Here is a 25,611-nt window from a genome sequence, read left to right as displayed (position 1 = left end):
CGCACCTGCACACACAGCAGACGGGGCCGCCGCACCTGCCATACGGCATGTGCAGCGGCCCCGTCTGTCACGTGGTCAATAATCGAAAATCCAATCAGTTTCTTCCTTTAAGAAGCGGAGACAGCCGCTTGTAGATCAGGAAGGTGATCACCACATCGATCATTCCCTTGATAAAGGTGAACGGCATGTTGAATACCACAAGGCTCTGGAAAATACTCTTCACACCCGAGAAAATCGCCTGGTACGCAGCCAGGATGGTCTCTTCCGGCATGAAATTGTAATATACCGGGTAGACAACCGCGAAGTTGAAGGGAACGGAAACCACCGCCATAGCGATTGCGCCGATGAACGATGCAAGGATAGCTCCCTTCTTGGTCTTGCTGCGCTTGTAGATAACTCCCGCAACTCCGGTGAATACTGCTCCGAGAACGAAGTTGCAGAGCTCACCGACCGCAAACGATCCGGAGAACAGACAGTGGATCAGGTTCTTGATGAGCTCGATCAGAATACCGCATACCGGCCCCATCGCAAAGGCTCCGAGCAGAGCCGGGAGATCAGAGAAATCCAGCTTGACAAAGGACGGCATAAGCGGTGCCGGTATCTCAATCAGCTGAAGAATAAACGCGATTGCGGAAAGAATTCCGGTCACCGCAATGTAGTGCACGGTTACGTTCTGTCTCCTGGTTTCACTTGTTACTGCTGTGTTTGTTGTGTCTGCCATAGCTATCTCCTCTTTTCTGTTTGTGCGTTCCGCATTCTGCGGATCCGCCGACTAGAGAGATCTTCCCTGCGTGCACCGGAACGGAACAGCCGCCCTCTGCACACAAAAAAGCCCGTATCCTTAGAGATACGGGCGAATCAGCATCATTATCGATTACTTCTCATGCAGCTCTGATCCTGCTGCTTCCGAAGTAAGGAATGGTAGCATCTTCTTTCATCCAGACTATACTGTTGGTACCGGAGTTTCACCGGTTCGACTGCAATGGCAGGTCGCGGACTTTACCGCCAGTGGGGATTCTCACCCCGCCCTGAAGATCTCCTGTTTCTATTTACACAGCCATGTTAACGCACGCTGACATAAAAAGCAATAGCCAAATTACTTTTTCAACTAATTTTATTGGCTATTTTATCGACCCCTTTAATCAACGCCCGAATGACTGTCAGAATTACCTTTTTCCGAACAAAAGTAAAATACAGTGCACGCGCAGCCAATCGGCAGAGGACACAAAATTATCACAGAAAGTTCATTTGTATACTAACTATAGTTAATATAGAATATAAGTTGTTCAAATAGACATCTATTTCACATAGACAGATAAGGAGCATTCCTCAGATGGAAAATTTTAAAACAGACGGACAGCAGACAGACAGCCAGGTAAATAATTGCGATTTTAATTTTAAGGGTCTGGGTGAAGCTATCAAAAAACTGCGAATTGAAAAGGGACTGACACAGAACGAGGTCGCTACAGAACTTCATGTAACCCCCGGCTACATCAGCAATGTAGAGAACAGCCGAACCGCTATGTCGATTAAGGTGCTGTGCTACTTCGCGAACATCTGCGATATCACGGTTGACGAGATTCTCGGGCGGACCATTCCAGAGTACCGGGGAACCTCCCTCGACAACAAATTGAATGCAGAGATTCATTCTATGTCAGAAGATGAGAAGGAAAAGCTTCTCGCGACGATTGCAATCTGGAAGAAGAAGTAAATCTTACAAAGGAGTAAATCCCACTCAGTTTTAACGAGATAAAACACGCTGCGCGAGTTTTATCTCGCTATCGCGACGCTCGCCGCACACGAATACTCCGCATTCGGCTGCGGCTCACTGTTCGCGTAAATAAAAGGAAGCCGACAAATACCGGTTTCTCAGCATTTGTCGACTTTCATCTGCTAATTCAGATAACCGCTCACCTGATCCGCGAGCGGTTTTTGGCTGTTGAAAAACCGGACATAGCCCTCCAGGGAGGATGCCTTCTCCCGCAGGGTTCTGGACTTCTCCCAGATAAAGATTCCGGCCTTACCCTTTCCGTTCTTCGCCTCCTGAATCATGTTCTCACCGGCGGAATTCCCGTCAAAGCCGATCAGAAGCGACGGCCGTCTCTCGAAGATTTCATAATTGAAGCTCTTATAAATGCCCATGCTCTCGCTCTCCGTCGACACACGAATGCGGACTCCCGCCTCCTCGAGCTGCCGGCACTCCCCGCGGGTAACCAGCGACGGAACGAACGAATAAATCAGAAATCCCTTCTCGTTGTGTTCCAGAAGATATTTCTCATATCCCCGGAGACGGTTGCCGATGACAAAAAATACCTCCTCCGGATTCAGGCTCTCAAGCAGCGCGTCCAGCTGTCTGCATCCCTCTTCTGTGATCCTGGTCGCGCGCTTTTCGGAATTGAAGCTTCCGCCCATCAGAATGATCGGAAGTCTGTCCCAGGGAAGCTCACGGATGCTGTCTTTCAGCTCCGTATTCGCGTCCACCCTGTGATTCCGGCGAAGCCTGAGTCCTCCGCTCCCTGCCTCGGCCTCTTCCATTTTTTCCAGAAGCACATCCTCCAGATCTCTGCCCGCCAGAATCTGATGAAGCTCGATTTTTTTCCTGGAATAGGATTCCTGTCCCTCCCGGATGATCTCGGTCTCGGTCTGCTTCATGCTCATCATCTCGTCCGGCGTCAGCTCCAGCAGTTTTTCAAGGGAGAGCTGCTCATCAATCGAGTTCGTTCCATAGAGCGCGGCGCCGTCCGTACCCTGTACGCAGCGGATGCCGGCTGCCAGATACTGACGGAGCGGATGGTTCTCCAGAGCATTCAGGTTGTTCAGCCGCACATTCGACGTAAGCTGGAATTCGAGGACGATGTTGTTCTCGATCAGAGCCTTCATGACCTCCCTGCCCTTTTTCGTCTTTAGGCTATAGGTATAAAGACCGTGACCCAGCCGGACTCTTGGCATCTTCTGCCCGGGCTCCAGAGAATCCTTCACGCATTCGATGCTGTGCGCGATATTATCCTTCTGGCTGTCGTTTTCGCCCGCATGGATCCGGATCACAAAATCCGGAACCTTCTTCGTGATCTTGACAATTTCCCGGAACATCGGTTTCAGCGTGATAATGTCATTGATCTCCTCTCCGACAAAATCACAGCCCGCCACGTAGGGATCAAGCGCAACCGCCTGAAGCACATTCAGATTCCGGATGAGGTAATCCTCCGGCGTCACCTGGTCCTTGACGATGGTCAGCGGGATTCTCCGTATCGCGGCGAGGAACCGGATCATGACCCCGGTCTCCCGGTAAATCTTCGGCATGATCTCATGCACTTCCTGCAGCATCTCCAGGGACTCGTATTTTTTTACCAGTGTGGTGTCGCTGATCTCTGCATAGCAGATTCCCTGCCTGCGATAGCTTCTGGCAATCCACAGGAGATCATCCTGAAAGACCGTATTCCGGTGATAGTCCGGATTTTCTCCGTCCTTCCTCATCTGAATCAGCGCAGCCAGCACGTCCTTGTCCGGGATCTGATGAACGCCGGAGAGCTCCATCTTCTCCTCGCTCTCCTTCCCCTTGGTAAAAATATAACGGTACAGATATACTTTTTCCAGATTGGTGAAAACCGCCTGTCCGTCCTTCAGAATCGCGAGGGACGTCCGGATCTTCACAATATTCTGCTCCGCGTGATCCAGATTGTTCAGAATCAGGTCCGCAAAATTGATCACTGTATTGTCGTTGATCTTCCGGTCAAGGTATTTGCCCTTCAGATCCGAGCTGGAAAACTGCCTTGCGACCTTCGCCCGCTGTGCCGCCAGTCTCTCTTCCTGCTCCTGTGTCAGCTCGAGATTCAGCTTCCGGATGTAGTAAAGCGGATACTGGATCTGGTGGTAGATACCAAGGGCAATCAGAATGTCCGGCGACAGATTTCCGTTCATATGCGTGTGAAGATCCGCACGGAATTTATATTCCCTGCGGATGTAGGTCTTGAAGATCGTTTTTGAGATGTCGAAGCGATAGTCCCGGGTCTGACTCATCAGCGTCTTGGCGATGGAAGGAATGGATGCCTTCATCTCAACCCTTCCGTCCGGATAGATATTCGCAACCTTGGTGTTCCCGAGGCGGAAAATATAGACCTCCTCATTCGCGGCATCGATGTAGCACGGAACCTCGCCCCGAATGACCAGAAGTCCCCGTTCATTCTCACAGAGCGGAAGCGCACAGAGCTTTGCCAGATTCCGTATAAGGTTTCCGGAATGATGATTTGGCGTCTCCAGTTCATAGCAGAGTCTTCCCAGGTCGCGATAAAGATTTACAATGATATCCTTCTCATTGTCCAGAAAAAAGCAGGTGAAATATGTCATAGTTTCTTCCTTTATTAATTTAATGACCTGGTATTAATGTAATTTAATGACCCCGATTTACGCAATGACATGATAGAAAACCGCTGCGTCACAACGAAATATTTTGAGCACCAGCGTCTATGATGCGGATCCGTCAGCCGGCCGCGCCGTTTCCGTAATAAGATGCATCGGAATATCCGGAACCGTCATCCGCGCTGTAGTTTGTCCCGTAGCCGGTTCCGCTTTCGTCCTGCCCGGAAGTTCCGGAATTATTCGTATTGTATGCATTATCGCCGTATGTGGCATCTCCGTATGTTGCAGATCCGTAAGTGCCATCGGTTCCGTTATTATAGGTACCGCTGCCGCTGTAATCCCCGCCATACCCCGAATCGGTATAACCATTGCTTCCATCGCTCTCCGAAGCATAACCACCGTCGGTGCTGTAGGATGTACTGTCGCTGTAGACGTCCGTGTCAGAATAAGCGGACGAGGAGGCGACCTCCTCCAGCTTCTCATCCAGATCGTCCGGCAATGCCTTTCCATAGAGATAGTTCTGGAGATAAGCGCTGTTCAGATACAGATTGGGAACAAGCACTGACATGCCTTCGATCTGTCCCTCGGTGAAAGTCCCGTCCACCGGAATACGGTATGTCTCGATTGTGGTGATATGATTCACTGACAGAGTCTTCACGTAGCTCAGCAGCTCGCTGTTCTTCAGATCCGTTGTAATGCATGGAAAAATCTTGGACGCGAGAGACAGGAGCTTTGTGGCACTGAGATTCTGCACCTTCTTATAGGCTGCCATGATCACCTTTTTCTGTCTCTCGGTTCTGTCCCAGTCGGAATTTCCGACATAACGCATTCTGGCATAGCAGAGAACCTGCTTTGGCTTCAGCGTGTTGACGCCTTCCTTCAGTCCCCACGCCTCGTTTACCTCCGCATTGTCATCCGCGGATCCAAGTCCTTCATTCGCATTCATATATGTAGCTTCGTCGTAGGTCAGCTCGATATCCAGATCACCGACCTCTGTCAGTGCCTCGAGGAAGCCGTCAAAATCGACCTCTACGTTTCCATCAATATCCACGCCGAAGTTCTGTTCTATGGTCTTGTCCAGGAGCTCCATTCCTCCCAGCGCATAAGCCGCATTCAGCTTGTTCGCCTGATATCCGGGAATCTGTACATACATATCCCTCATCAGGGTAACCAGCTTGATTTTCTTCTCCTTTGTATTGATGCTGCAAAGAATCATGGAATCGGAACGCTGCCCGCTCTCTCCGGATCTCGCGTCCTGACCGATCAACAGAAGATTTTTGACGTCATTATCCTTCATGACGTCAATATCGCTGGTATCGCCCCAGTCGATGTCACTTGCCGTCAGGGTGTCGTTCGCCTTGTCGCCGTCAGCATCGAAGGTCTCCACAGCACCTGCGGAATTCATCGAAGCGGATACATGGTTGATCTTGCCCAGCAGTCCCTGCAGATACACCGCCGTCATCAGTCCTCCGGCGATGACGAGCGCCATCACAAAGGTGAGAACCGTAACCACACGCTTCTTTTTTCTGCGCTTTCCGGCTCCCTGTGTTCTCCTCCGGGCTGTATTCTCCCGCAGGTCACTTTCCGGGTCTTCTCGCCGGCCGGAACTTTTCCTGACCTTGTTCTGGCGGGAGTTATGATCCGCGCGTCCCGAGGTCTTTTTTCTGTCCTTCTTCCCTGTACGGCTGCCGGAGTAAGATCTCGCGTACCGGTCCAGGTCAAGATCCAGATAAGACTCCGCATCATCGTCCGGATCTTCCTCTCCATATTCGTCGTACTCATCCGGATATCCGGGCCTGTATCTCGTCTCACGACCGGAATCATAATTACGCTCCGGACGCCCGGAATCATGGTTTTCTCCCGAATGCCTGCGTGAATATCCGCCGGAATTCTCATTTGAATGCTTAGAAGCCATAATCATCACCTTTAACAAACTGTATCGATAAGTGTATATAACCTTTAAATAATACCACAAAAATGTTAAAAACCAAATAAAATTTATCTGAACTGACACCTCGTATAAAATTTATCTGAACTGACACCTCGTAACGACCTCGCAACGATTTCCAACGCCTTGCCCTGTGAAAAATAGAAAACACCGGTGAAAATGCAGCCATGAAACGGAGAGAAACAACCGGGAATCTGGAAATCTACAGCATTCACAATCGCATCGATAAGATCAGTACGGACTCTGATTCGTGCAGATGATATTTTAATTATTTTCTGCCATTATTTTTATCTGCCGAATTTAATTGAAATCTTTATCAGAATAGTGTATACTCCGAAGCAAGGAGTTGATGATTATGATCGAACTTGAAGTAAATCAGAAATACTACACGACCTGTGAACTGAAGAACATGGGGTATTCCTATTACAAAATTGGCCAGATGGAAGAAAACGGTCAGCTGCACCGCATCAACCGGAGCACATACGAAAATCTCTCCTATAAAGGCGATGAGAATGATTTCGTCAATGCTGCTGCATATGTTCCGAACGGTGTAATCTGCCTGATGAGTGCCGCCCGATATTATGAACTCACTAATTTCCTTCCTGATGTTATAGATGTTGCGATCGACCGGAAGAAAAAAATCAGCACTCTGCCTGACTGGCCACAGATCAAGATATTCTATTTTAGTCCTTCCCGCATGGATGCTGGTGTCACGGAAATCACGGAAGACGGCGATTCATTCCGTATATTTGACATTGAAAAGACGGTCGTCGATATCATTTACTATCGCAATAAGATCGGTATTGAAGAAACATCAGAGGTTCTGCGCAACTACCTGACAAGGCAGAACCGGCAAATCGACCGGCTTTATACATACGCCAAAATGCTGCGGTGTGAAACTATTGTAAGAACTTATCTGGAGGTACTTGTTTCATGAATGCCGATTCCGTAAAGGCAAGACTGAAGAATTTTGCCGTCAGCTCCGGCCGCACGTTCCAGGAAGCTCTCGTATATTACGGACTCGAGCGAACGATCTACCGGATCTCTGTATCACCGTATGCCAGCCATTTTGTTCTGAAAGGCGGCATCTTTCTGTATGCCATCTTTGACAGAAACTACGAACGAGCCACGACAGATGTTGATCTGCTGGCCAGACACATCTCAAACAGCGCCAAAGAAATGAAAATCGTCTTCCGTGATATCTTCGCCCGAGATGCCGATGACGCTCTTGTTTTCGACCTTGATTCCATTACAGCGGAAGATATCACAGAATTCAAAGAGTATCATGGACTGCATATCTCAGTAACCGCATATCTTGACCGGACCAAAATCCCAGTCGGGATTGATATCGGATTTGGTGATGTGATTTATCCGGATGCCGTAGAGATGGAATTCCCCGTGATTCTGGATACGGAAGCTCCAAAGGTAAATGCACACTCCCTGGAATCTTCGATTGCCGAGAAGCTGGGAGCTATCGTTAAAAACGGTTTCCTGAACAGCCGTTATAAGGACTTCTACGACATTTATGTGCTGTCAACGAAATATCATTTCAACTATGATGAACTGAACAACGCTGTCACGGAAACATTCACAAACCGGAAAACTCCCATCACAATGGACACAGCAGCTTTCAGTAATGAGTTCCTGAGTGATTCAATCCATCAGACCAGATGGAACTCGTTCCTGAAAAAGAAAAAAGCAATGCTCCCAGTCTCAATGAACGATGCTATGACTCGGATCAAGACGTTTGTAATGCCTCTTCTCGCTCAAACCAATGTACCAGTAACCGAATGGGATCCGAACGAGGGATGTTGGAAATAAATCAGATAGGAAGCATTCTAAGATGCCAGATCATTGCTACTCAAGTGAACTGTTATACAAAACTACCTAAACCATGAAAACATGCGTCCCCGTCATCGATCCTCGCCCCGAAAAGCCCGGAAGAATTGTCGTTAATGTGCAGAAAATACAAGTATTTATTCATTTTCGTTCTTTTCAGAATGAGAAAATGCAATTTGTCCTTCATTTTTAGGTTCTGATGTTCTTTCCTTGGTAATGTAAGCCGCTTATATCCGTTTTATTCCACTTCATAAGCCGCCTGCATCCATTTTATTCCACTTTATAAGCAGACTGCATCTGTTTTATTTCACTTCATAAGCAAACTGCATCCGTTTTAATACCACCCACCACGATATCCGGATTCATATTGTATTCATTCTTTTCGTGACTTATAATGCATGGTATAAGTCCGGCTGCGATATTTCTGATCCGCGGAGAGTCAACACAACGAGATCCAATAAACCAATATCATTTGTGGAGCAGCGTATTGCATGACGGTAACTTACTTCAATTGTGACGGATAACCTTACCTGCATAATTCATCTGCATAACAAAGGAGAGAACACTATGAAGACAATCGCAACATCCAATGCACCCGCTGCAATCGGTCCATACTCTCAGGCAATTGAGAGCAATGGTTTCATCTTCTGTTCCGGACAGATTCCGGTAGATCCCGCCACCGGCAATATCCCGGAGGGCATCGAAGCTCAGGCGGAGCAGAGCTGCAAAAACGTCGAGGCAATCCTTCAGGCGGCCGGATCCGGCGCGGACAAGGTAGTCAAAACCACCTGTTTCCTCGCTGATATTGCGGATTTTGCCCGCTTCAATGAGGTTTACGCAAAGCACTTCATCTCCAAGCCGGCCCGCAGCTGCACTGCCGTAAAGGATCTCCCGAAGGGAGTGCTCTGTGAGATTGAGGCTATCGCAGAACGCTGATCAATCAGGACAACAGAAGAAGAGCTCACGGTTCATTACCTGAATCGTGAGCTTCTCTTCTGTCATGTGAATCTATTATATCCTACCGAACATACTGAAGCTGAGTCCACCTCTCACTTCGCAGTGTTCGTTCTGCCCTCAAAACGACTTGTCTTGAAAATAACCTCTTTATATCTCTTCAGAATCGAATACAGCAGAACACCAAATACCCCGCATCCGACTACCTCTCCGATTCCGACCGTCAGCATCATGAACGGAATCGGAAGATTCACGCCATAGGCAAACCGAAGCACAAACGGCACGATGATCGTATTCGCCACAATCGGCGGAAGGGTGCAGAGCACCGGATTTCTTCTGCGAAGAAGCCGCGTTCCAACGGCTCCGATCAGCGTCGCGATACTTCCGAAGATAATATCCGGAAGTACAGCGCCTCCGGCAATGTTGCCGATCAGACATCCGACAAAGAGTCCCGGTATCGCAGCCGGAGTGAAGACCGGAAGAATCGTCAGTGCCTCTGCGATACGGATCTGCACCTGGCCGAAGGAAAATGCGGAAAAGACATATGTCAGAACAACATATATCGCCGCGATCATCGCCGCCTGTGTCAGGGAAAGAATCCGGTTATGTTCCGTTCTTCCGCTCACCACGCCATCATGGGCCGCATGGATCTGACCTGTGCGGACATTTCCCGCTTTCGTCTGACCTACGCATTCCTGTCCCGCATGGACATTTCCCGCTTCCGTCTGACCCGCACATTCCTGTCCTGCATGGACATTTCCCGCTTTCGTCTGACCCGCGCATTCCTGTCCCGCACCGACATTTCCTGCTTTCGTCCCGTCCGCAGCGGCCTGTGCCGGTTCTGGGAATCCTGCATTACTGAACTTCGTCTCGTTTTCTTTCATTATTCTGTTCTCCTTTAGTTTTGTTTATTACGTCAGGAAGGTCTCGAACTGACGCTGCTGAACCTGAATCAGCCCTTGCATTTTATCACAGCTTCCTCATAAGATGAAGAGGAAAGATCAACATTGCAAAAAAAAATTGTATGTATAATAATATCCATATAATAGTCTTCGTGAATTTTTTTATATGCCAATCCTCAAAAAAATATTTTGATTCACTGGCAGGACGGGCTGATCACTAGAAAAAAAGTTAGAAGAGAAGCCGATGAACAGGGAGGTTAACGATGAAAGACGGATTTATCAAAGTTGCTGCAGGAACACCGGATGTAACCGTTGGTGACTGCGTTGCCAATGCGGATGCGATTCTGGCACAGATCAGAGAAATGGAGAAGGCGCACGCAAAGATCATGGTGTTTCCGGAGCTCTGCATCACCGGATATACATGCCATGATCTGTTTCTGCAGGATCTCCTGATTGCGGAGGCAAGAAGACAGCTGAACCGGATCCTTCATGAAACGGAGAAGACCGATGCATTGATCTTCGTGGGCCTTCCGTGGGAGCTTCGCGGAAAGCTGTACAACGTGGCCGCCGTTCTGAACCGCGGCCGACTCCTCGGCCTCGTCCCGAAGAAGAATCTGCCGACCTATAATGAGTTCTATGAGCGCCGGCAGTTCACGCCCGGACACGAAACCGTCGAATGGCTTGGCTCGATGATCCCCTTTGGCATGAATCTCCTCTTCTGTTGCGAGGAAATTCCACGGCTGAAGGTTGCTGCGGAGCTCTGTGAGGATCTGTGGGTTCCCTGTCCTCCCAGCATCTCCCATGCAGCCTGCGGGGCAACGGTGATTGCCAACCTGTCCGCGAGCAACGAGATGATCGGAAAGGACACCTACCGGAAAAATCTGGTCTCACAGCAGTCGGCCAGCCTGATCTGCGGATACATCTACGCCTCCGCCGGTGAAGGGGAATCCACACAGGATCTGGTCTTCGGCGGTCACAATATCATTGCGGAGAACGGAACCATTCTGGCGGAATCCAGACGTTTCCACAACGGTATCATCTATTCTGAGATAGATGTCAGCCGTCTCACTGCGGAGCGGCGCAGGACCAGCACCTACCCCGATTTTGAAACTGCGTCCGCCTATGGTGCTCAGAACGGGGCCTCCCTCGGAAAAACGGCAGCGCTCTCCAGTGCCATGCCTGTCGGCGCTTCCGGCTGGGTACTCGGCGATCATGTCTGCATCCCCTTCCAGCTCCGGGAAGAACAGACCGCACTGACCCGCACCTTTGCTCCGCATCCCTTTGTTCCGGAGGATCCGGCCACAAGGAACCAGCGCTGCGAGGAAATCCTGACCATACAGGCCATGGGTCTCAAGAAAAGGCTCCACCACATTCACGCATCCCACGCCGTGATCGGCATTTCCGGAGGTCTCGATTCCACGCTCGCCCTTCTGGTAACCGTTAAGGCATTCGACATGCTGAACCTTCCAAGGGAAGGCATCATCGCCGTCACCATGCCCTGCTTCGGCACCACTGACCGGACCTACCGGAATGCCTGCACCTTAATACGCGAGCTCGGTGTCACCTTCCGGGAAATCCGTCTCAACGAGTCGGTGACCCTTCACTTCCGCGACATCGGTCACGACATGAGCGTGCACGACGTCACCTATGAGAACGGTCAGGCGAGAGAGCGGACACAGGTACTCATGGACGTCGCCAACCAGGCCGGAGGAATCGTGATCGGAACCGGCGACCTCTCCGAACTGGCCCTGGGGTGGGCCACCTACAACGGAGATCATATGTCGATGTACGCCGTGAACTGCTCCGTCCCCAAGACTCTTGTCCGCCATTTGGTCCGCTACTACGCGGACACCTGCGGCGAGGAAAAGCTTTCCTCCATCCTGCTTGATATCCTGGACACTCCGGTCAGCCCAGAGCTTCTGCCACCGGAAAACGGCGTGATCTCCCAGAAAACCGAGGATCTCGTCGGGCCATATGAGCTCCACGACTTCTTCCTGTATTATATGCTCCGTGCGGAATTCACACCCTCGAAGATCTATCGGATCGCCAACCGCACCTTTGCGGGAAAATACACCGATACCACAATCCTCAAATGGCTGAAGAACTTCTACCGGAGATTTTTCTCCCAGCAGTTCAAGCGTTCCTGCCTGCCGGACGGCCCGAAGGTCGGTTCCGTCGCCCTCTCCCCGCGGGGTGATCTCCGCATGCCAAGCGACGCCAGCGCCCGGATCTGGCTGGATGAAATCGACGCTCTCTGTATCCCGGAGGAAAGCCTGGAACAATCTGTGAAAACCCACAATTAACCCGCTTGATCAGTCAGCCGGGTTGATGTTCCGGGCATCCGTCCGCCATCCCGGATCGATTCAGCAGCGATACACAACAACCGGAACACTATCAGAGCAGATAATGTTCCGGTTGTTTTCGTTTTTTGGGTTGTCTTCGTTTTTTACGTTGTCTTCGGCCCTTTCGGTTCTCTTGGGTCCTTTCGTTATTTGGGCTTGTTACGATTTTCCATTCTGGAAGCTCCGGGCTTTACCATTTTGCGTAAGATCTTCTGTTCTGGAAGCTATGGACTTTACGATTTTGTGTACGGTTTTCCGTTCTGGAAGCTCTGGACTTTGTCGTAGACCCCCTGCATGGTCTGATCCAGCTCGGCGGTCACCCTTGAGCACTCTGTAAGTCCCGCGGACAAAGCCTTCATCTGTTCGTCGGAGAGCTTCTTTTTATAGCGGAGCTTATGCTCCAGACTTGCCCAGAAGTCCATCGCTATGGTGCGCAGCTGCACCTCAGCGCGCATCATTTTCTTGCCTTCTTCTGTGAAGATCGGAACCTCCACGATCAGGTGCAGGCTACGGTATCCGCTAGGCTTCGGATCCTTGATGTAGTCCTTCCGTTCAATCAGGGTGATATCATCCTGCTCCAGAAATTTATCCGCCAGCATATAGATGTCGTTCTGGAACGAGCAGATCACCCGGATTCCCGCAATGTCATCCAGATTCTCCTGTATAGAGTCAATACTCAGCGGAAGATTTCTGGCATGCAGCTTCCGCACAATGCTCTCCGGACTCTTGACTCTCGTCCGGATCGATTCAATCGGGTTCGCGTCATATTTTACCGAAAAACGCTCATTCAGAACCTTGAACTTCGTCTCAATCTCCATGCAGGCGCACTGGTAGTCCGCGAACATTCGCCGCATCGGCTCCATCTCCGCGTCCGCAAGGTCCAGGAAGGCATCAAAGCTGATTCCGCCGGCGGGGAACAGATTTCGTATCTCCTCCGGCACCGCCATTAACTTCATAATCTGTGAATCCAAATCACCCATAAAATCCCCCACTTCAAAATACCGGTAATTCTCCACTATTGGTACACTTCGTTATTGATACACTCCATTATTGAACACTTCGCTATTGGTACACTCTGTTATTGAAACACTTCACTATTGAAACACTCCGTTATTGATAAACTCCGTTAATGGTAACCGTAAATGTAACCTCCTGTCCATTCAGATCCGAAACGCCATAGTCCTCCGGGAAGGTTACCTGGATATCAAAGGTTTCCCCGACCTTGTGTCCCTCAACCTGATCCTCAAAACCATCGATATATGTGCCGGATCCCAGAGTCAGATCGGTCCCTGCTCCGTTTGTGCTTCCGCCGTCAAATGCCTTTCCATTCAGATATCCCGTATAATCGATATTGACGGTATCGCCCTTCTGTACAACGGTTCCCTCAGTCGTATTCAGCGTTCCCTTCGAAGAAGCCGTTGCGGAGGAAGAAGCCCCTGCCGATGCTGTATCCTGTGATGTTGTACCTGTTGATGCTGAGCTGTCGGAAGATGCAGCAGTTGTATTCCCTGTACCAGCCGCATTTCCGGTGCTGTCGGTGTTGATTGCGGTTACAATGTCCCCGGACGAAGACGAGACGCTGGAGCCATCCGCCTTCTTGCCGCCGAACAGACCACTGGTGGCAATGATTCCAATGACAACGACTGCAATCAGTGCAATCACGATTACAATCGGAATCACCTTCTTCGCCTTCTGCTTTCTCACTTCCGCTTCTCTCTGCTGCGCCCGACGCTCCTGCGCCATTTTTCGATTTTCTTTTTTCATAAAAAATGCCCTCTCAATTGTTTGAATGATACAAACAATTATAGCGGGCATTTGTGAACATCATGTGTTTTTGTTACTTGTCTGCTTTGATTGCATCTGTGGTGATGACAAACTTAACGGTTCCGTCCATTCCATTCGCGATTCCGCTGTAGTTCGTGTACTGCAGGTCATCAGAAGTGACAGCTTTCAGGCGATCTTCTACATCATCCAGATCATCAAGAGTACCGCCAATTCCGTCGGTGATCTTCTTGATTCCTTCATCGTTGTACTTCTTTGTGCCATCCTTCAGCTCCTTCGCGCCGTCAGTCAGCTGCTTCAGGCCACCGACTACCTGGCTGCTTCCGGAAGCAAGCTTGTCCGTTCCGGTAGAAAGCTGCTTCATGCCGGATTGCAGCTGCTGCGCACCGGAAGGAAGCGCTGCGAGTCCTTTGCTGAGTTTCTGTGCACCCGTATCAAGTGCGGAAACAGAGCCTGATAAACTAGCAACAACCTGCTTCGCTACTGATTCAGACGTCTGACTCGCCACCTGAGAAGCCATTGCCTGTCCAGACTGCTTCGCAACTGCCTGGAATGTCTGTGAGCCTACCTGCTGAGCAACAGTACCTGCCACCTGAGGAGCAACAGATGTAGCTGTCGTTCTGGCTACCTGAGAAGCAACTGACTTTACAGTGCTTTCCGCAACCTGGGAGGCTGTCTCACCGGCCGTCTGCTTTGCGGTAGCAACTGCCGTTTCTCTCGCAACCGCCGGAGCCGTCTGTTTCACTGCGCTGGCCGCTGCCTCTCCTGCCGCTTTTCCTACTATAGATGCCGGAATCTGTGTGACGGTCCCTGCGGCAGCAGATTGCGCTGCTGTCTCTGCTGCTGACTCAGCCGCAGCTGCCGCTGCATTTCCAGCTGCACTTGTCGCAACTGCCTGAACTGTCGATGATACAGACGGGGATATAGCTTGCGTGATAGTATCCGCACTGATTTGCGAGGAAAGCTGACTAACCTGGTTCGCGATAGCAGCATTAACATTTTGATTGATAGTACCTGCAATGGCTGACGCACACTGAGCTGCCTTATTCTCCTCCATTCCATTTTGAACCAGTAAACCTGCAATCTGACTCACCTGATCAGCAGAAACACTATAAGAACTCCCCTGTGCCGCAGTTGCAAGCGTAGAACTGACTGATTGTGCCACGGCGGTACCGATACCACTGGAAAGTTGGTTAGCCGCATTCGTCACATCAGCAGATCCAGACACTGCCTGACTAGCTTCCTGGCTAGCTTCCTGCTTAATTGCCTCTGCTTTTTTCTGAACCTCGCTTACTGCTGCAATCCCTGCCTGATTAGCCAGTGCCTGCAGACCAGCATCTCCTGACAGAGCATCCGAAGCAGCCTTAGATGCCTGGTCTCTCGCTGCTTCTGCACTTGCATCCAGATTAGCATTCACGCCCGCTGCCGCCTGATCACCGATTTTCTGTTCATCAATGCTTGCTTCTGCTTTAGCTTTTGCCTGGTCTCCCGCTGCTTTCGCACTTGCATCCAGATTAGCATTCACGCCCGCTACCGCCTGATCACCGATCGACTGAGCCTGACTGTTGATGTTCTGAACCGCTGACTGTGCAGCCGTCTTTCCAACTTTCTCAGCCTGCTGCTTCATCGCAGTGTTGTTGCTCAGCTGTGCTCCAACCGTATCGCTTGCCTGCTTTGCTGCCGCTGAAGATATGCTGTTCAACGTTTTTGTATCACTGGAAAATCCATTTATTGCATTTTTGAATTTTGATGTTCCTTCTGCCAGAGCCTTTGCTCCACTTGCTGCCGAAGGTGCACTGGATGCCAGCTTGTCGACTCCCTCTGCTGCGCTGTCAATTCCTGCCTTCAACTGACTGATGCCGCTGTCAAGCTCTCCGTATTTATCGTTCAGCTTTTTTACGCCATTGTAGAGATCGCTGGAACCGCTGACGAGTTTCAGTGTGTTCTCTTCGAGATCATTGAGCTTGCCCTTAAGGTCATCCGCGGATTTAAGATCCGAGAAATCGATATCCTGGAAGGCGTCGGTCAGTGCAACCGTGTAGGTGGAATCCATTGTGAAATCCTTGACGTCTGCAGTGATTTCCACACTGTCGGTAATATCGAAGTCATCGATTTTTTCGTCTACTTTGCTGTCACTGCTCTTGCTGTCACTGTTCTTGCTGTCGCTGCCCGCATCGCCCTTAGTCTGACTGCTGCCCGATGCGCTGTCCTTGTCATCAGAAGAAGCTGTGACACTTTCCGATTTTAATGCTGTCGCGTCTGAGGACTTCGTGTCGGAAGACGATGTTCCTGAAGCCGTTGTCTCATTAAGCTTGTCGGCGTCATCCTTGGCGTCCTTCAGTTTATCCTTCAGGCTGTCGAGATCCAGATCATCCTTCAGTCCCGGCATACCGAATCCAAGGACAATATTTCTGCTTCCGTCATTGATAATCTTTCCGTTATCGATCGTCACATTTGAGAAATTCTCTCCGGGGAGGATCATTCCGGTCATCATGACGAAAGGTGTCTTCATGGTCTCGGTCTTGTCACCGACCTTTGTCTGCACACTGGTGTTGTTTGTGTACTGGATCTTGATCGTGAGCTTTCCGCTCTTACCCGCAAGATCCTTCGGCGCGATTTCCTTTCCGTCCAGATAGTATGTGAAGCTGACGCCGACCGGAAGCTCCTTGTCGGAGGTTCCCTGATAGTAGATGTCGTTTCCGTCGGAATCCCATACCATGGAATCACCGGAACCGGTATAGGTCTCATCGCCCTTTACATTCTGAATATCACTCAGGGAAGACGCATCCTTGATGTCTTTCTCACTTCCGGCTCCGACCAGCTGATCGGAGACCGTGATTTTCGATGTCTTCCCGTCTGCGTCTGCATTTACGTATACGGTTTCATCCTTTGTAACCTTCGATGAGCTGTTGTCCGCGGCAAAAACAGCCGATGCGGACGGTACGATTCCCATCATCGCCGCAATACCAACGGCTACCGTCTTATTAAAACTCTTTTTGATTACGATCTTGGCATTTCTGTTCATTTTTTTCAGCCTCTCTTCTGTAGAACGCAGATCCTCATCGAACTGCTGAATCCTGTCTGTTTCACATCCTGTATTTTTTGTATATTAAATACTTGAATATCCTGTAATGTTCGTGTCTTAGAATCCTTGAATATCCTGTAATGTCTGTCTCTTGTGATCCAGGAATCCCCTGTGATTCTTATGTCTTGCGATCCCTGAATAATTTCTGTTACCCTTTGACTCCGGAGCCTGACGTCTCGCCGGAATCGGCAGGCTGTCCGGAACCTGAAGTTCCAGAACCCGCTGTTCCGTTCGAAAAATCCTGCGGACCGGAACTGCTGCCGGCGGTTGCTGCACCCGCCGTCTGAACCGCTGCCTGGAGCTGAGGATTTTTCCTCTGTGCGAATGCCGCCTTTCGGGCCTCCTTCTTCTTGCCGAGGAAGTCAATCGATGTCTTCACGATCAGCTTATCGAAGATCATGAACATTCCTGGCAGAACGAAGAGAACGGTCACCATACTGATCAGAGCTCCTCTTGCAAGCATCATGCAGATCGACTCGATGATATCGATGTTCGAATACATCGCGACTCCGAAGGTCGCAGCGAAGAATGCGGCACCGGAAGTAATGATCGATCCCATGCAGGCCCTGTGAGCAATCTGAACGGACTCTTTCTTATCATGTCCTCTCTGACGTTCCTTCTGATACCGGCTCGTCATCAGGATCGCGTAATCGACCGTGGATCCCAGCTGAACTGTTCCAAGTACGATACTCGTCACAAAGGAAACCGATGTTCCCGTGTAGTACATGATTGCCATGTTGACGAAAATGGCAAATTCAATCGTAATCTCCAGAATGAATGGAAGCGAGAACGATTTGAATACCATCAGAATGATGAAGAAGATGATGATCAGCGATGCGGAATTTACATGCATGAAGTCCACATTCGTGACATCCACCAGGTCATGCGTCAGCGGAGCCTCGCCGATCAGCATCGCGCCGCTGTCGTACTTCTTCAGAATGCTGTTGATCTCGTCTATCTGCTTATTGACTTCATCAGAGCCTGTGTAGTAGGCCGTGCTTACAAACATCAGCTCATACTTGTCACTCTGCAGCATTTTTCTCACATCCGAAGGAATCATGGAATCCGGAACAGAAGAACCGATGAGCGAGTTCAGGCCCAGAACATAGTTCACACCGTCCACATCGTCGATCTGATTTATGATCGCCATCTTGTTCTTGACAGGTGTATCCTTGTCCATGACTACGATGTGCATCGTGCTGCTTCCGAAATCATCTTCAACCTTCTGCTGCGCCACCATGGACGGCAGGGATTTCGGAAGGGATCCCGACATATCGTAATAGTTCTTTACATGGTTGTTGCCGTACACCGCCGGGATAAAGAGCACAAGAAAAACAATAAGCCATACTTTGTAGTGCTTCGTAATAAAATCAGACGCCTTGTCGAGTTTTCCGAGGAGAGGCCTGTGGGTCGTCTTCTGAATCGGCTTGTCGAACAGGAGAACCAGCGACGGAAGCACGGTGACACAGGTGAGCACTCCGAAGACAACGCCCTTTGCCATTACCAGTCCCATATCAAGGCCAAGGGTAAAGGACATGAAGCACAATGCGATGAATCCGGCGATTGTCGTCACCGAACTGCCAATGATCGATTTGAACGTATTGGCAATGGCATGTCCCATCGCACGGTTCTTGTCCCCGGGAAATCTTTCTTTATTTTCACGGTAGCTTCCCAGAAGGAAGATCGAATAGTCCGTCGTGACACCCAGCTGCAGGACCGCGGCGACCGCCTTCGTGACATAGGAAATCGATCCGAAGATCATATTGGTTCCCATGTTATATATGATGGCAAAACCGATGTCCACCAGGAAGAGGAACGGCACCAGGAAAGAATCAGTCAGCAGAAGCATTGCTACCAGGCACAGGACTACAGCGATTGTGACGTAAATCGGGAGCTCCTGATTAGTCAGATCACGAAGATCGTTCATGACTGCCGTAATACCGCTGACGTAGGTGTCCTTTTTTACGATGGAACGGATCTGATCGACGGCTTCCATCGTGGTATCTGCGGATGATGTATCGTCGAACATGGCCAGCATCATCGTCGCGTCGCCCTTAAAGAACTTATCTCTGAGATCCTGGGGAATCATGTCCACCGGAAGAGAAATGTCCGCGACATCGTCGTACCAGAGCACATCCTTTACATGAGAAACGGCCTCGATGTCTTTTTCAAGCTTTGCGACATCCTTCATGCTCTCGTTGTCCACGACAATCATCGAGAAGGAACCCATGCCGTATTCATCGACGATGATGTCCTGCCCTTTCATCGTATCCAGCGACTTCGGAAGGTATGTCAGCAGATCGTAGTTTGTCTTGGTGTGGAAATATCCATATGCTGCCGGAAACAGCAGGACAACCGCCAACAGAAGGATCAGCACTCTGTGTTTAGCGATCCACTTGCCTACTTTTATCATTTTTCTCTCAACTCCTTACCTATTGCTTCTGTCTCCTGCATCCAGTACAAAACATCACTTTCCTGTTGGATCCAGTACAAAACCTTTTTCCTGACATAGGGTATGGTAGTCCTTAAATGACCATTGGTCAATAATTAGGTTTCACAAAATTTTCAAAAGCTCAAAATGAATATTGGTCATTTTTATGGTTGACCATTGGTATTTTCAGTGAAATAATAGCTTCAATAGCCGTATATATATCTGTGATCAGTTAATGATTTCAGAAAGGATATGAATCATGAGCAAGGTAGATTTGAATAAACAGAACAAACGGAATTCCCTCCTGACGAACGCCTATGATCTCTTCGTCAATCAGGGTTTTAATAAAACAACCATTTCCGATATCGCCAAGCACTCCGGCCTGGCGAAGGGAACCTTTTATCTCTACTTCAAGGACAAGTATGATCTGCGGGACGAGCTCATCGCCCGCAAATCCGCACAGCTTCTTCTGGAAGCCCAGCAGGCGATGAAGATCCGTCCGGTTCCGATCAAGGGTCTGGAGGATTATCTGCTGGCGATGGTTGATTATGTCCTGAATTACCTGCAGCGCAACAAAATGCTGCTGAAATTCATCACCAAGAATCTTTCCTGGGGCATCTTCCGCCACGCCGTTGAAAAACAGACAGGCGGATCCACCTCAAACAATCTCGGAGAATTCTACGACAACTACCTCATGGCCCTGAAGGCGGACAACTACGAGTGCGACGACCCAGAACTGCTGCTCTTCACCATCATCGAGCTGGTGAGTTCCACCAGCTACAGCTGTATTATGTATGATTCCCCCTGCAGCATGGAGGCGTACCTGCCCCACCTGCACCAGACGATTCATCTGATTCTTGAGGGATATCGGCTGCCGAAAAAGCAGGAACCATAACTTTTTGATTAAAAACGTACTGAGTGTTCTCATAAAGTACTCTGTATGAAGTGCCGAAAATTGGAATCTAACGCTTCAGACCGGCACCGGTGAGAGCCATTTTCTGCAAACGAGATAAAACACGCTGCGCGAGTTTTATCTCGCTATCGCGACGCTCGCCGCACACGAATACTTCGCATTCGGCTGCGGCTCACTGTTCGCGTAAAAAAACTCTCTTCTCCGCAAGGGATGTCCTGCCCAGGCAGGACCCCTTCCCCGCAGAGAAGAGAGCTTTTCTTTTTCTTTAGCAAACCACCGTTCCCCGCAAGTGGGCAACACATGCGATATAACTCCCACTTTCCCTGGTCTGCCATTATTCTTATGTACGCTGCGAACCCTGTTCGGCTGTAACTGCGATATCGAGACACTCCGCATTCGACTGTGACTGCAACGCCGAGACGCTCCGCGTTCGACTGCGACTGCAACATCGAGATGGTCCGTCTGGGACCGGAAACCCAGCCCGTAAATTTGAAATCCCGTCACAGCATCGTGCGAATCTGCTGTCCCTTAATCCAGGAAGTTACATTCTCGAAAGCCATTACCGCTCTGCGGTCAATGGATTCTCTGGTATCAAATCCCACATGGGGAGTGCATACCAGATTCGGCGCACCGAGCAGCGGATGGTCTGCCGGAAGCGGCGGATCCTTCTCAAACACATCAATGCCCGCCTTGATTCTGCCTTTTTTCAGAGCATCCGCAAGGGATTCCGTATCCACGACAGGACCCCGGGAGGTATTGATCAAAATTGCTCCCTGCTTCATCTCACCGATTTCCTTCTGCCCGATCAGTCCCTTCGTCTCTGCCGTCAGCGGTGTATGTACCGAAATGATGTCCGCCTCCTGCATCACCTCATCCAGTGTTCTGTATTCCAGACCGAGGTCCAGCGCCGCCTGCTTCCGGCTGCGGCTGTATCCGATCAGACGGCATCCGAACACCTTGAAAATCTCCGCGGCGCGGCATCCGATCGCCCCTGTTCCGATGATTCCTACGGTACGGCCGGCGAGTTCGTGGCCCTGAAGCCCGTCCTTGCCCTTTCCGGCTTGAACGGCGTCATTGCACAGGCTGATATTTCTGAGACAATCCAGCGCAAGACCGACCGCAAGCTCCGCTACTGCATCGTTGCAGTACCCGCCGGTATTGGATATCCGGACATTCTGCTCCCTGCATGCCTCCACATCAACGTGGTCGATTCCCACAAACGCAACGGAAATGAATTTCAGGTTTGCGTCCGCCCGGATCACCTCGCCCGGAAGGGGGTGATTCGCGATAATCAGGACATCTGCCCCGCTGCTTCTGCGCTTCAGTTCCTCAACATCCGTAGAAAAAGTATCATAGGCAGAAAACTCATGTCCCTGCTCCGTGAGCGTCTCCGCCAGACGATCCAGCGTAACTCCGTCAATGCCAAGCGGCTCCATCAATACAATCTTCATTCTGTGCCTCCATTTTAAATATCCGCTGCGCTGCAAATACAGTGCAGCATGTAAGATTTCCACTGTCCGGAAGATTCGTGTACCTTCAATGATCCTGGTCTCTCTGAATTTCCACTTGAGAGATCGCACAAAAAGTATAGTCCAAAATCACTGAAAAGGAAAGAGTGTCGTGCCCTCTGTTAACCGGCACCGGTTTTTGTGATAAAATAACCGAAATGACAGAAACGATATCCCCACCGAAAAGATCTGATCGAAAGACAGAACCAACATCATCTCTGAAGAAATATAAAAGGCAGAACCCATATCATCTCTGAAGAGATTTATTCGAAAGGAAAACACCTATGATGCATTCAGACAATCACTCCGACAGACCAAATCCGGACCGTCCTTCCGGAGATGCAGCGCCGCACAGGCGCAGGCCCCATTACAGCGGCAAGTACCCGCGAAAGTATAATGAGAAATACAAGGAACTGAACCCCGAGAAATACGGCGAAACCATTGAAAAAGTAATCCGCAAGGGAAGCACGCCCGCGGGAATGCACATTCCAATCATGGTCGATGAGATTCTGGATGTGCTGAAGATCCGTCCCGGCATGACCGGACTCGACTGCACGCTCGGTTACGGAGGTCACAGCTCCCGCATGCTGGAAAAGCTGGAGGGCACAGGTCATCTCTATTCGCTGGATGCCGATCCTCTGGAAATCCGAAAGACGGAGGCACGGATGCGCGCCAGAGGCTTCGGGGAGGATATTTTTACCCCGATCCACATCAACTTTGCGAATATCGATCAGGTCTCCGCCAAGTACGGCCCCTTCGACTTTGTTCTGGCGGATCTGGGTGTCTCCTCCATGCAAATCGACAACCCAGAGAGAGGCTTTTCCTACAAGACAGACGGTCCCCTCGATCTTCGTTTTGACCCGGAAAAGGGAGAACCCGCTTCCGAGAGGCTGAAGCAGCTCACGAGGGATGAACTCGCGGGGCTTCTCATCGATAATTCCGACGAGCCATATGCAGAGGAAATCGCCGATGCTGTTCAGCAGGCACATCGTCGTAAACGCCCGCTGGAAACCACCACGGACCTTCGCCTTCTGATCAAGGAGGCGCTGACGCAAACCCGTCAGCTTCGCCATTCGCCCAGGGACGAACAGGACGAAGCAGTGAAAAAATCCTGCGCCCGGGTCTTCCAGGCACTCCGCATCGATGTGAACAGTGAATTTGAGGTTCTCTATGCATTCCTGGACAAGCTTCCCTCCGTGCTGAAACCCGGAGGCAGAGCTGCCATTCTCACCTTCCACTCCGGTGAGGACCGCCTCGTCAAGCAGTCCTTTAAGCAGGGCGCCCTTGACGGCCTGTACACCGAAGTCAGCCGGGATGTCATCCGTCCCTCCCGTGAGGAATGCTACCGGAATCCGAGAGCACACTCCACAAAGCTGAGATGGGCGATCCGTTAATCCGGTATCCGGCTTTCACGCGTCCATTTTACACGCATACGGTTTCCGAACCCTCATTTTTCGCGTATCCGGCTTACGCGCGTTCATTTTACGCACATACGGTTTTCGCACCTTCATCTTTCGCGCATTCAGCTTTCGAACGCCCATTTTTCGTGCATTCACATATTCATGCCCATCCCTACGACAGAAGAAGCGTACGGCACATGCCGGACGCTTCCTCTGTTTTACTGATATGTCTCACTGATATATCTCAGTTTGCCTCAGAAGAACTTGTAACTGTGGCGTCGCTGTCCATTGCGGCCTTTGTATGGCTTACATAGATCTGCTCGATATCCGGAATTCTTCCCATTCCTTCGAGCTGAGCATCTACGCTGTCAAAGAAGCCGGATGCATTGAACTGGCTCTTCCAGGAATCAGAATCATCGCCTGCCATATCGTTATTCGCATGATCACCTGCTACAACCATCAGATCACGCAGAATTACCTTCTTGTATCCCGCGTCATGTACCTTCTGGATAACCGCGGAGCACTCGGTATCTGCCGGCTTGCCCTCAACGGTTCCGATGAATACGTTCTTGTAACCGAGATCATTCATTTCTGTCTGCATCTGATCATAGGTGATATTCGCCTCATGAGAGGTTCCGTGACCCATGAATACAAACGCTGTTCCGTCAGCGGCAGCCGCGTCAAGGCTGTCATATCCTGCCTTCTCTACCGCTGTAGCAGTAAGAATCTTTGCGACGTTCTGCTTGTCCTCGTTTACTACGCTCGTGTCACTTCCTACCTCACCCAGAAGCGGCTCAGCGATTTTCACGGAATCAAATTTATCCGCGTATTTGCTGACGGTTTCTGTCAGCTCGTCATACTCCGCACCATGCATCAGATGGGTCGGCTGAATCAGCAGATTCTTCACGCCGTTGTCCACCGCTCTCTGAAGTGCCTGATCCATGTTGTCGATCACCTCATTATCACGCGCCTGAATGTGATTGATGATGATCTGCGCCGTGAATGCACGTCTTACAGACCAGTCCGGATACGCCGCCTGGAGAGCCTTCTCGATTCCGCCGATATCCTGCACACGGCTGTCATTATAGGAAGTTCCGAAAGAGCATACAAGAATCTCGTTTTCTCCGATTCCGTCCTCGTTGAGCGGATCATCCTTGGAGGCATCGCCGGTATCTCTTCCGAAATAATCCGGATCTGCATACTCGCCCTCTACCAGAGCCTTCTGTGTATCCGTCAAAGCGTCCCAGGCCTCCTTTGCCGCCTTGCAGTCCTCGTCCGTAGTGTCTGTTCTCTCCTGCACATAGATCTTGTCGATCAAAGCGGCTACCTTGTCCGCTGCTGCCTGATCCGCGGATACAGAGGAAGAAGAAACCGTCTCTACTTCTTCGGAAGAAGCGGCTGCCTCTGTAACCTCCGCTGTCTCTGAAGACGCGGAAGATGCACTCGAAGATGCTGCGGATGCTGACGATGCTGCGCTGTTAGCGCTGCCACATCCGGCAATCATGGACCCGGTCAGAACCGCGGTGCATAATAATGTTACGACTTTCTTTTTCATCATGTTTCTCCTTTTTGTAGAATAATCTATATCAAGGGGCAAAACGCCCTTCGATACCATAGCACAGAACATAAACGAGATAAAACACGCTGCGCGAGTTTTATCTCGCTATCGCAACGCTCGCCGCACACGAATACTTCGCATTCGGCTGCGGCTCACTGTTCGCGTAAAAAAGAGTGACCGCCTTCTCAGAAAGCAATCACTCCGTATCTGCATATAAAAGAAACATCTGCTGAAATCCCGGATCCGCCTGACGGTCACGCTCCATCCAAAGAAACGGTATCCATAACCGCACGCCAAAGAGCGCATATCTGCAAACCAGCCGGATCACACCAGAAATCACTGATGCAACCATCAATATTCTTATGCAAACAGACTCTGCTTTCATCGGAAGCAAATCTATCGTCTTCTCAGCAGGTTTCCTGACTTGCAGCTCAAATGCCTTCCTGCGCCTTCTCATACTCCGTTGACCGGAATACAATGGACAATGCATCTGGCTCACTGCTCACAGTGACCGGATCGTTCAGGTATTTCACCTGATTTCCTATTACCCGCCATAAAAGCGGCACTGAAAAGATATGTTTTAAAGACTTTTT

The 25,611-nt window shown here is 50.2% G+C and carries 17 protein-coding genes and 2 riboswitches; of the genes, 7 read left to right on the top strand and 10 right to left on the bottom strand.

Features of this window, described 5'->3' with window-relative positions:
* Window positions 1-94 precede the first annotated feature (94 nt).
* Entirely contained in the window at window positions 95-721 is a 627-nt protein-coding gene (locus ACTNDI_RS05390; RefSeq protein ID WP_441099728.1) for an ECF transporter S component, read from the bottom strand.
* 201 nt (window positions 722-922) lie between these two features.
* A riboswitch (FMN riboswitch) is annotated at window positions 923-1,040 on the bottom strand.
* A 293-nt stretch (window positions 1,041-1,333) separates the two neighbouring features.
* Here ACTNDI_RS05390 and ACTNDI_RS05385 point away from each other — a divergent pair.
* Window positions 1,334-1,711 (top strand): helix-turn-helix domain-containing protein, encoded by a 378-nt coding sequence (locus ACTNDI_RS05385; RefSeq protein WP_441099727.1) that lies wholly within the window; start codon window positions 1,334-1,336, stop codon window positions 1,709-1,711.
* Between the two features lie 182 nt (window positions 1,712-1,893).
* Here the strand turns inward: ACTNDI_RS05385 and ACTNDI_RS05380 are convergent, their stop codons facing one another.
* Both ACTNDI_RS05380 and ACTNDI_RS05375 read right to left on the bottom strand, forming a co-directional pair.
* A complete protein-coding gene (locus tag ACTNDI_RS05380; RefSeq protein ID WP_441099726.1) occupies window positions 1,894-4,344 on the bottom strand; it encodes an adenosine deaminase in 2,451 nt (816 codons plus the stop codon).
* A 133-nt stretch (window positions 4,345-4,477) separates the two neighbouring features.
* Window positions 4,478-6,271, bottom strand: a complete 1,794-nt coding sequence (locus ACTNDI_RS05375; RefSeq protein ID WP_441099725.1) for an LCP family protein — start codon at window positions 6,269-6,271, stop codon at window positions 4,478-4,480.
* 388 nt (window positions 6,272-6,659) lie between these two features.
* Between ACTNDI_RS05375 and ACTNDI_RS05370 the strand changes: the two genes are divergently transcribed.
* The 3 genes from ACTNDI_RS05370 (at window position 6,660) to ACTNDI_RS05360 (ending at window position 9,079) form a co-directional block, all read left to right on the top strand.
* Complete coding sequence (locus ACTNDI_RS05370; RefSeq protein ID WP_441099724.1) at window positions 6,660-7,241, top strand: type IV toxin-antitoxin system AbiEi family antitoxin domain-containing protein; 582 nt, start codon at window positions 6,660-6,662, stop codon at window positions 7,239-7,241.
* Window positions 7,238-8,125, top strand: a complete 888-nt coding sequence (locus ACTNDI_RS05365) for a nucleotidyl transferase AbiEii/AbiGii toxin family protein (protein ID WP_441099723.1) — start codon at window positions 7,238-7,240, stop codon at window positions 8,123-8,125. The genes ACTNDI_RS05370 and ACTNDI_RS05365 overlap by 4 nt, the downstream gene beginning before the upstream one ends.
* A 585-nt stretch (window positions 8,126-8,710) precedes the next feature.
* The gene (locus tag ACTNDI_RS05360) at window positions 8,711-9,079 is read left to right on the top strand and encodes a RidA family protein (RefSeq protein ID WP_441099722.1); all 369 of its coding nucleotides are present in this window, start codon (window positions 8,711-8,713) and stop codon (window positions 9,077-9,079) included.
* Between the two features lie 113 nt (window positions 9,080-9,192).
* On the opposite strand, the gene ACTNDI_RS05355 is transcribed toward ACTNDI_RS05360, so the two are convergent.
* A complete protein-coding gene (locus ACTNDI_RS05355; RefSeq protein WP_441099766.1) occupies window positions 9,193-9,723 on the bottom strand; it encodes a QueT transporter family protein in 531 nt (176 codons plus the stop codon).
* Between the two features lie 539 nt (window positions 9,724-10,262).
* Here ACTNDI_RS05355 and ACTNDI_RS05350 point away from each other — a divergent pair.
* Window positions 10,263-12,302 (top strand): NAD(+) synthase, encoded by a 2,040-nt coding sequence (locus ACTNDI_RS05350; RefSeq protein ID WP_441099721.1) that lies wholly within the window; start codon window positions 10,263-10,265, stop codon window positions 12,300-12,302.
* A 272-nt stretch (window positions 12,303-12,574) separates the two neighbouring features.
* Here the strand turns inward: ACTNDI_RS05350 and ACTNDI_RS05345 are convergent, their stop codons facing one another.
* From ACTNDI_RS05345 to ACTNDI_RS05330, 4 genes are all read right to left on the bottom strand, one after another.
* Complete coding sequence (locus ACTNDI_RS05345) at window positions 12,575-13,321, bottom strand: GTP pyrophosphokinase (RefSeq protein WP_441099720.1); 747 nt, start codon at window positions 13,319-13,321, stop codon at window positions 12,575-12,577.
* A gap of 130 nt (window positions 13,322-13,451) precedes the next feature.
* Window positions 13,452-14,105 (bottom strand): FKBP-type peptidyl-prolyl cis-trans isomerase, encoded by a 654-nt coding sequence (locus ACTNDI_RS05340; RefSeq protein ID WP_441099719.1) that lies wholly within the window; start codon window positions 14,103-14,105, stop codon window positions 13,452-13,454.
* Between the two features lie 73 nt (window positions 14,106-14,178).
* Complete coding sequence (locus tag ACTNDI_RS05335; protein ID WP_441099718.1) at window positions 14,179-17,148, bottom strand: hypothetical protein; 2,970 nt, start codon at window positions 17,146-17,148, stop codon at window positions 14,179-14,181.
* A gap of 208 nt (window positions 17,149-17,356) precedes the next feature.
* Window positions 17,357-19,621, bottom strand: coding sequence for an efflux RND transporter permease subunit (locus ACTNDI_RS05330; RefSeq protein WP_441099717.1), 2,265 nt, complete (start codon window positions 19,619-19,621; stop codon window positions 17,357-17,359).
* A gap of 277 nt (window positions 19,622-19,898) precedes the next feature.
* Between ACTNDI_RS05330 and ACTNDI_RS05325 the strand changes: the two genes are divergently transcribed.
* Window positions 19,899-20,534, top strand: coding sequence for a TetR/AcrR family transcriptional regulator (locus tag ACTNDI_RS05325; RefSeq protein ID WP_441099716.1), 636 nt, complete (start codon window positions 19,899-19,901; stop codon window positions 20,532-20,534).
* Between the two features lie 518 nt (window positions 20,535-21,052).
* On the opposite strand, the gene ACTNDI_RS05320 is transcribed toward ACTNDI_RS05325, so the two are convergent.
* Entirely contained in the window at window positions 21,053-22,003 is a 951-nt protein-coding gene (locus tag ACTNDI_RS05320) for a 2-hydroxyacid dehydrogenase (RefSeq protein WP_441099715.1), read from the bottom strand.
* A gap of 344 nt (window positions 22,004-22,347) precedes the next feature.
* Between ACTNDI_RS05320 and rsmH the strand changes: the two genes are divergently transcribed.
* The gene (gene rsmH / locus ACTNDI_RS05315) at window positions 22,348-23,454 is read left to right on the top strand and encodes a 16S rRNA (cytosine(1402)-N(4))-methyltransferase RsmH (protein WP_441099764.1); all 1,107 of its coding nucleotides are present in this window, start codon (window positions 22,348-22,350) and stop codon (window positions 23,452-23,454) included.
* Window positions 23,455-23,704: 250 nt separating this feature from the next.
* Here the strand turns inward: rsmH and ACTNDI_RS05310 are convergent, their stop codons facing one another.
* Window positions 23,705-25,015, bottom strand: coding sequence for a sirohydrochlorin cobaltochelatase (locus tag ACTNDI_RS05310; RefSeq protein ID WP_441099763.1), 1,311 nt, complete (start codon window positions 25,013-25,015; stop codon window positions 23,705-23,707).
* A 395-nt stretch (window positions 25,016-25,410) separates the two neighbouring features.
* Window positions 25,411-25,603, bottom strand: a riboswitch (cobalamin riboswitch).
* Between the last annotated feature and the right edge of the window lie 8 nt (window positions 25,604-25,611).

This window comes from Bilifractor sp. HCP3S3_D3 (genome assembly GCF_052063915.1).
Classification (GTDB): domain Bacteria; phylum Bacillota; class Clostridia; order Lachnospirales; family Lachnospiraceae; genus Bilifractor.
Note: the sequence above shows the minus strand (reverse complement) of the source record. Positions and strands in the feature narration are given on the sequence as shown.